This is a genomic window from uncultured Frigoribacterium sp. (genome assembly GCF_963515265.1).
Lineage (GTDB): Bacteria > Actinomycetota > Actinomycetes > Actinomycetales > Microbacteriaceae > Frigoribacterium.
The window spans coordinates 1-7,750 of sequence record NZ_CAUPYL010000126.1; the positions used below are offsets into that span (position 1 = coordinate 1).

9 protein-coding genes are annotated in these 7,750 nt (G+C 73.6%); 2 read left to right on the plus strand and 7 right to left on the minus strand.

Translation table 11 applies throughout. The annotated features are described in order from the left end of the window. Window positions 1–950, minus strand: a 950-nt coding sequence (locus tag RWM17_RS10200) for a glycosyltransferase 87 family protein (protein ID WP_314103317.1), incomplete at its 3' end; no start/stop codon positions are given. 61 nt (window positions 951–1,011) lie between these two features. On the opposite strand from RWM17_RS10200, the gene RWM17_RS10205 reads away from it, so the two are divergent. Beyond that, window positions 1,012–1,536, plus strand: coding sequence for a MarR family winged helix-turn-helix transcriptional regulator (locus tag RWM17_RS10205; protein ID WP_314103319.1), 525 nt, complete (start codon window positions 1,012–1,014; stop codon window positions 1,534–1,536). A gap of 12 nt (window positions 1,537–1,548) precedes the next feature. Here the strand turns inward: RWM17_RS10205 and RWM17_RS10210 are convergent, their stop codons facing one another. From RWM17_RS10210 to RWM17_RS10235, 6 genes are read right to left on the minus strand one after another with little or no spacing between them, the layout of a single operon-like run. After that, window positions 1,549–2,544, minus strand: a complete 996-nt coding sequence (locus tag RWM17_RS10210) for a prenyltransferase (RefSeq protein ID WP_314103322.1) — start codon at window positions 2,542–2,544, stop codon at window positions 1,549–1,551. Beyond that, the gene (locus RWM17_RS10215; protein WP_314103323.1) at window positions 2,541–2,987 is read right to left on the minus strand and encodes a lycopene cyclase domain-containing protein; all 447 of its coding nucleotides are present in this window, start codon (window positions 2,985–2,987) and stop codon (window positions 2,541–2,543) included. The genes RWM17_RS10210 and RWM17_RS10215 overlap by 4 nt, the downstream gene beginning before the upstream one ends. Continuing rightward, window positions 2,984–3,349: a lycopene cyclase domain-containing protein gene (locus RWM17_RS10220; RefSeq protein ID WP_314103325.1), complete on the minus strand. Its 366-nt coding sequence runs from the start codon at window positions 3,347–3,349 to the stop codon at window positions 2,984–2,986. Before RWM17_RS10220 ends, RWM17_RS10215 begins: the two co-directional genes overlap by 4 nt. After that, window positions 3,349–5,043 carry a phytoene desaturase family protein gene (crtI, locus tag RWM17_RS10225; protein ID WP_314103327.1) on the minus strand — a complete coding sequence of 565 codons (1,695 nt, stop codon included), beginning with the start codon at window positions 5,041–5,043 and terminating at the stop codon, window positions 3,349–3,351. Before crtI ends, RWM17_RS10220 begins: the two co-directional genes overlap by 1 nt. After that, complete coding sequence (locus RWM17_RS10230; protein WP_314103329.1) at window positions 5,040–5,942, minus strand: phytoene/squalene synthase family protein; 903 nt, start codon at window positions 5,940–5,942, stop codon at window positions 5,040–5,042. Before RWM17_RS10230 ends, crtI begins: the two co-directional genes overlap by 4 nt. Beyond that, entirely contained in the window at window positions 5,939–7,054 is a 1,116-nt protein-coding gene (locus RWM17_RS10235; protein WP_314103330.1) for a polyprenyl synthetase family protein, read from the minus strand. The genes RWM17_RS10230 and RWM17_RS10235 overlap by 4 nt, the downstream gene beginning before the upstream one ends. 18 nt (window positions 7,055–7,072) lie before the next feature. Here RWM17_RS10235 and idi point away from each other — a divergent pair, with 18 nt between their 5' ends. Next, on the plus strand, window positions 7,073–7,651 hold the full coding sequence (gene idi, locus RWM17_RS10240) for an isopentenyl-diphosphate Delta-isomerase (protein ID WP_314103333.1): 579 nt from the start codon (window positions 7,073–7,075) through the stop codon (window positions 7,649–7,651). The last annotated feature ends 99 nt before the right edge of the window (window positions 7,652–7,750 follow it).

A 7,750-nucleotide genomic window follows, 5' to 3' on the forward strand; every position in this document is an offset into this window, starting at 1 on the left:
GCCCGGGCGCGGCCGGCCGCCGCGACCGCCAGCAGCCCGACGAGCGCGACCATCACGACGCCCATCGCCTGCGTGCTGCCGTGCACCGCCCACGTGTCGCCGGGCCCCATCACCTCGCGGGTCGCGAGCCCGACGTTCTCGTACACGGAGGCGCCGGGCACCCCCAGCATCGCCATCCACAGCCACGGGGTCGCGAGCGGCGCCTCGAGCTGCAGCGACCGGTCCGACTGCATCGTGACGAAGCTGTCGACCGACGACAGGCCCCCGCCGACGGCGACCACCGCGACGACGACGAGCGTCACCCAGAGGCACGCCCGCACGACCGTCGCGCGTCCCCGGCTCGCGACCACGACGGCTGCGACGACGGCCGCGGGCCAGACCTTGACCCACGTCGCCGCGGCGAGCAGCGCGCCGGCCACCCTGGGCCGAGTGCCGAGCAGGAGGAGGGCCGCGACCACGGCGGGCGCGCTGAACGCCTCGAGCCGGAGGAACGCCACCGGGCTCAGCAGGAACAGCACGAGCAGCCACCACCACGCCGCCGGGGCGTCGACCGTGCGGCGCCCTCGGTCGGTGAGCAGCCAGAGCGACGCGGCGTTCGCGGCCGTCACCAGGAGGAGCCAGACGAGCTGGTAGAGCGACTCCCCCAGGACGTTCGGCAGCACGACGGGCAGCAGCGCGCCGGCCGGGTAGACCCAGGCGAAGTCCATGACGGGCCAGCGGCCCTCGCTGAGGGCGCCGGTGGCCCAGGTGCGGTACAGGGGCAGGTCGCCCTCCGCGCCTCCTCGGAGCATCAGCGGCGTCAGGGCGACGAAGACGGCGGCGTGCAGGGCGACGAAGGTCCACCAGATCGCGCGGGGCTGCTGACGGAAGACCCCCCAGACCCGGCGCAGGTGGCCGACGCGGACACGCAGGGACGAGGAGGCGGTGGTCGAGGGCGCGCGCGAGCTCACCCTGCGGACGCTAGGGGGCACACCTTTCGGCGAGGTGAACGTCGGGCGTACGATGCGGCGCATGGACCGACGGAGCTCCGACGACGACCCGCGCACGGCTGCGCCCGGGTCCGAGGACGACACGCTGACGCGCGACGACGACAGGGACGACGACAGGCCGGTCGGCTGGTGGCTGACCCGGGTCGAGCGCCTGCTCGACCAGCGGTTCGCCGAGGCTCTCGACGAGCACGGCGTGACGCGCCGCCAGTGGCAGGTGCTCGAGGGCCTCGAGCGCGGCGTCGAGCCGGGCGACGAGGAGTCCTCGGCGGCGAGCGGGTCGACCGCGTCGTCGGACGGGCCGGCCGACGACGACCAGTCGCTGGTCGACGACCTCGGCGAGCTCGTCGAGAGCGGCTGGGTGACGGTCGAGACCGACGGCCTCGGCGCGAGCCGGCACTCGCTCACCGAGCGGGGCGCGGTGGCGCACGCGAAGCTGCGCGACGTGGTGCTCGGCATCGGCGCGGACGCCTTCGCGGGCGTCAGCCCCGACGACCGCGAGACGGCGCTGCGCGTGCTGCGGAGGGCCGTCGGCAACCTGGGCGGCTGACCGACCGTCCGGCTAGCGCAGCGCGACCCACCCGATCAGCAGCATCGTCGTGATGAACCCCGACACGAAGTTGAGCCAGAGGAACCTCTTCCAGCCCTTGTTCGCGCCCTCCGCCTCGGCGTCGGTGATGTTCCACCACGGAGCGCAGTTCAGGGCGTAGGCCACGGGGATGACCGCCGCGAACGGGCCCGGCGCGTCGGTGAACGTCAGCAGGACGCCGGCGAGCAAGTAGGCGACGACCGCGAGCCGGACCGTGGTGCGGGCGCCGATCACGGTCGCGATCGACGCGATGCCGCCCTCACGGTCGGCGATGACGTCCTGGACGGCACCGAAGGCGTGGCTCGCCGCGCCCCAGAGGAAGAACGCCCCGAGCAGCGCCCAGAGCTGCGGCGTGAAGGTGGCGCCTGCCAGCACGAGGCCGTAGACGGCCGGGCTGACGAAGTGCGTGCTCGACGTGACGGAGTCGACGAACGGGCGCTCCTTGAAGCGCAGGCCCTTGGCCGAGTAGGCGACGACCGCGAACAGGCTGACGGCGAGCACCAGCCAGCTGAGCGGGCTGCCCACCACGACCAGGAACAGCACGAAGGGCACGCACGTGAGCACCGCTGCCCAGAGCGTCGTGCGGTGCATGCTCCGGTCGAGCAGCGCGCCCTCGACACCGCCCTTGCGCGGGTTCCTCAGGTCGCTCTCGTAGTCGAAGACGTCGTTGATGCCGTACATCGCGAGGTTGTAGGGCACGAGGAAGAACAGGATGCCGACGACCGCGACGAGCCAGTTCACCTGGGCGAAGTCGAATGCGGGGGTCGGTCCGGTGAAGACGACCACCGCGGCCGAGCCGTCGGCCACGGCGTCCGCGACCGACTGGGAGACGTAGGCCCCGCCCGCGTCGGCGTCGACCCGCGGCGCGCTGGCCGCGGTGAGGATGTACGCCGCGGCGAACGGGAACGCCGTGTTGATCCAGCTGAGGGGCCGGGACGACCAGAACAGGGCCCTCAGGGTCGCGGTCACCGCGCCTCCTCGGCGTCCGCGACCGAGCCGGGGCCGGCGTCGCTGACGGCGCGACGGGACGCCCTCGCATTCTTCGCGGCCTCCGTCTCGCGCCGCGACCCGAGCAGCGTCCAGATGCTCGGCAGCAGCACGAGCGCCGCGACCGCGTAGGCGAAGTCCTCGAGCGGGGCGATGCCGACGAAGGCGCCGCTGATGCGCGCCTCGTCGTAGCCGACGAGCCCGACGCCGATCATGACGTTGTCGAAGACGGCGGTCATCACCAGCAGCACCGCGGTCGAGAGCCCGGCCGCGCGCACGACGGCGGCGAGCGAGCCGCGGCCCGAGGAGGTGCTGCCCGAGGAGGCGCGGGTCGACCGGGTGCGCGCCCAGCGCAGCAGCAGCGCAGCCCCCGCCGTCACGGCCACGAGCCCGAGGAAGACCGCGTTGATCGCCCAGTACGTCACGCGCGGTCACCGCCCGTCGAGAGGGCGGCCGACGCGGCCCGACGGCGCTCCACCGCGTCGAGCACGAGGCGCGAGCCGGCGAGCAGGTTCATCGTGAGCCAGCAGAGCAGCACGAGGAAGAAGACCTCCTCGAGGGGCAGCTCGGGCGCGAGCTGCACGCCCGTCATGAACGACGTCTCGCCACGGAAGAAGACGCCGGCGTCGATGCCGACGATGTCCCAGATGAGGAAGAACACGACGCCGACGAGCAGCGTGACGAACGCCCGCCAGCCGTCCCGCCAGAAGAACAGGTCGAAGCGCCGGTCGAGCATCGCCATGCCGAAGATCGAGATCAGCAGGGCGACGAGGTACGCGAAGCCCATCAGGCGTCGCCGATCGCGCCGGACACGACCCCGGAGCCCGCCTCGGAGCCCGTGCCCGCGCCGACGGCCGGCTCGGCCACCGGCCCCGTGCTCGTGTCGCCGCGCATGTTCTTGAGCAGGATCTCGGCGCTGATCAGGCACATCGGCAGGCCGATGCCGGGGCGCACCGAGCCGCCGGCGTAGAAGAGGCCCTGCACGTGCTCGGAGGTGTTGCCGGCACGGAACATCGCGCTCTGCGAGAGCGTGTGCGCAGGGCCCAGCATGCTGCCGCTCCACGCGTTGACGTCGTCGACGAAGTCGCGCGGGCCGCGGGTGCGGCGCAGCACGACGCGGGACGCGAGGTCGGGGATCTCGCCCCAGTCGGCGATCTGCTCGATGACCTGGTCGGCGAGCCGCTCGATCAGCGGGTCGCCGTCGCCGCCGACGTCGCCGCGGCCGAGGGACGGGTCGGCGGGCAGCGGGACGAGCACGAAGAGGTTCGTGTGCCCGGCGGGCGCCGTGGACGGGTCGACGGTGCTCGGCTTGCAGACGTAGAGCGAGGGCGGGTCGGGGATCCGCTTGTCGTCGCCGAAGATGCGGTCGAAGTTCTCGTGCCAGTCGCGCGCGAAGAACAGCGTGTGGTGCTCGAGCTCGGGCACCTCGCCCTCGACGCCGAGGTACAGCAGCAGGGCGCTCGGCCCCGGGTCGCGGGTGGCCCAGTAGTCGGAGTCGTAGGTGCGCAGGCCCTCGGGCAGCAGCTGCGTCTCGAGGTGCTCGAGGTCGGCCGCGCCGACGACCACGTCGGCCTCGAGCACGTGGTGCCCGCCCTCGGCGTCGCCGTGCTCGACGCCGCGCACGACGGCGGAGCGTCCGGGCCCGGGCGACGTGAGGACCCGGGTGACGGGCGCCTCCGTGACGATCCGGACGCCCGCCTCCTCGGCCACCGCCGCGATCCGCCGGATCACGGTCGTCAGGCCGCCCTGCGGGTAGAGCACGCCGTCGTCGAGGTCGAGCGTGCTCATCAGGTGGTACATGCTCGGGGTCGCGAACGGCGACGAGCCGAGGAACACGGCCGGGTAGCCGAGGATCTGGCGCAGGCGCGGCTCCTTGACGGCCCGCGAGGCGAACGCGTCCAGGTCCTGCAGCAGCAGGCGACCGAGCTTCGGCAGCCGCACGACGACGTCGCCGCGCAGCAGCGGGCCCACGGTCTCGAAGCTCGTGTAGAGGAACCGCTGCTTGGCGAGCTCGTAGGTGTCGCGCGCCGACCGCAGGTAGCCGCGCATGCGGTCGCCGCTGCCCGGCTCGATCCCGTCGAACAGCGCGATGTTCTCCTCGAGGCCGCGCGGGACGACGATCGGCTCCTCACGCGTGCCGTCGGCACCCGGCTCGAACAGCACGCGGTAGCCGGGGTCGAGCGGCACGAGGTCGAGCTGCTCGTCGGCGGACGTGCCCATCAGCCGGAAGAAGTGGTCGAACACCTCGGGCATCAGGTACCAGCTCGGGCCGAGGTCGAAGCGGAAGCCGTCCTGCTCCCAGCTGCCGGCGCGACCGCCGACCTGGTCGTTCTTCTCGAGCACGGTGACGTCGTGGCCCTCGCGGGCGAGCAGCGCCGCGCTGGCGAGCCCGGAGATGCCGCCGCCGATCACGACGACCCGGCGGCCGTGCCGCTCGACGCTCGTGTCGCCGACGGCGCGCTTCAGCCAAGGGGTCGTCACAGGGAGGCTCCAGGAGGTGGGGGTCGGTGGTCGGGGACGGAGGCGACGCGGCCGGCCGAGGCCTGCAGCGCGATCCGCACCTTGACGGGGTCGGGCACGCGGACGCGCGCCCGGATGAGCGAGGAGGCGGGGGTCGCCTCGAGACGCCGGTTCAGCTCGGCGAACAGCCCGTGGGCGAGCGCCACCGCGCGGCGCGACGAGGCGGGCAGCACGGGGATGACCTCGCCCGAGACGCGCAGGTCGTCGTCGATGTCGGCGACGAGGCGCCGCTTCGTGGCCTCGTCGAAGGTCGTCACGTCGACGCCGGGGAAGTAGCTGCGGCCGAGGTGCTCGAAGTCGGCCGCGAGGTCGCGGAGGAAGTTCACCTTCTGGAACGCCGCGCCGAGTCGCGTGGCGCCCTCGTCGAGCAGCGCCCGCGTCGACTCCGGGTAGCTGTGGCCGGTGAGGAACGCACGCAGGCACATCAGCCCGACGACCTCGGCCGAGCCGTGCACGTACCGGTCGAACGACTCCTGGTCGTGCTCGCTGGCGCTCAGGTCGGCGCGCATCGACTCGAAGAACGGGCGGGTCAGCTCGGGGCCGAAGCCGGTCGCCCGCGCGGTGCGCGCGAAGGCGTGGACGACGAGGTTGGCGCTGAAGCCCTGGGCCATCGCGCGCTCGGTCTCGGCCTCGAGCTCGTCGAGGCAGCGACGCGACTCGTCGGCCGTCAGGCCCGCCTCCGTGGCCGGCCCGTCGACGACCTCGTCGGCGACCCGCACGAGCGCGTAGACGTTCTCGACGTGCTGGCGCACGGCCGGGCCGAGCAGCCGCGAGGCGAGCCCGAACGAGGTCGAGTACCGGCGGATGACGCCGGACGCGGTGCCGTCGGCGGTCGCGTCGTAGAGCGAGAGGCCGGTCACCGCACGCGCTCCAGCACGACCTGCACCAGCGGCGCCAGGGCGTCGCGCAGGGCCTCGCCGACGTCGGGGCCGTCGAGCACGGCGAGCGCTCGACGCGCGTGGTCCTCGACGAGCTGCTCGGCGAAGCGCCGCGCGCCGCAGGCCTCGAGGCGGCCGCGGACGACCTCGGCCTCGGCCTCGGACAGGTCGGCCTTGCCGATGAAGGGCCGGATGCCGAACCAGTCGTCGGTCGTGGCCGCGTGCGCCACGAGCACGGTGCGCTTGCCCTCGCGGAGGTCGCCGAGCACGGTCTTGCCGGTGTCGGACTGCGTGCCGAAGACGCCGAGCAGGTCGTCGACGACCTGGTACGCGACACCGACCTCGCGGCCGAACTCGCCCAGGGCCCTGACCACCGCCTCCGGCGCCTCGGCCAGCACGGCGCCGGCCTGCAGCGGCGCCTCGAACGAGTACACGGCGGTCTTCGCGCGTTCCATGTCGAGGATCTCGTCGACGGTCGGCAGGTCGTCCGAGAGCGAGAGCTCGACGTCGATCATCTCGCCGCCGGCGCTGACGAACACGGCCTCGTCGAGCAGGTCGAGGAGGCGCGCCTGGACCGGGCCGTCGCAGGGCACCTGCAGCAGGAGGCGGCTCGCACCCGTCAGCGCGAGGTCGCCTGCGATGACCGCGGCCGACATGCCGCGGTGCTCGGCGGTCGGCGTGGGGATGCCCGCCGTGGTCGCCTCGTCGCGGTAGCTGCCCGAGACGTTGGGGATGCCACGGCGCGAGAAGTCGCGGTCGATCACGTCGTCGTGGACGATCAGCGCGGTGTGCAGCAGCTCGAAGGCGGCGCCGACCCGGGCCGCGGCCTCGTCGTCGAGGCCGCCGAGGGCCGTGTACGTGGTGAAGACCATGCGCGGGCGGAAGCGCTTGCCGCCGCTCGTGTTGCGCTCGAGGACCTTCCAGAGGTCGACGTAGCGGTAGCCGACCGACTCGGCCCGGCGCTTGGCCAGCCGGAAGAAGTCGTCGAGGACGGCGTCGACCCGGGACTGGTCTCGCGCCTCGCGCTGGGCGAGGTCGCCGTCGACGCGGCCCTGCCGGTCGTGCGTCCCCGCACGCTGGTGTTCACCGCTCACCAGGGCAGACTACCTCTCATGACACCCGAGACCTCCGTGCATCCCCAGGCGCTCCGCAGCCCCCTCGCGAGCGACGGCGACGAGCTCGTGGTACTGCTCGACGAGGCCGGCGAGCCCTGCGGCACGCACCTCAAGGCCACGGTGCACACGGCGACGACGCCGCTGCACCTCGCCTTCAGCTGCCACGTGCTCGACGACCGCGGCCGGGTGCTCGTCACCCGCCGCGCCCTGTCGAAGAAGACCTGGCCCGGCGTCTGGACCAACTCCTTCTGCGGCCATCCCGCACCGGGCGAGACCCCCGAGGAGGCGGTGGCCCGGCGCGCGTCACAGGAGCTCGGCATCGAGGTCACGCACGTGACCAGCGTGCTGCCGGACTTCCGGTACCTCGCGACCGACGCCTCCGGCGTGGTCGAGAACGAGATCTGCCCCGTGTTCACCGCCCGCGCGGTCGGCGTGCCCGACCCGTCGCCCGACGAGGTGGCCGAGTGGGCCTGGACCGACCCCGCGGCGCTGCGCGACGCGGTCGCCGCGACCCCGTTCGCGTTCAGCCCGTGGCTCGGCTGGCAGCTCGAGGCCTGGCCGACGCCGCAGGGCTGACCGCCCCGCCGAGGAAGCACGACGGCGCCGGTTCCCACGGGGGCCAGCGGCCGCGGTGTGAGGGGCAGGGGGGGGGCCCCGCGGGCGGGGGGGGGGGGG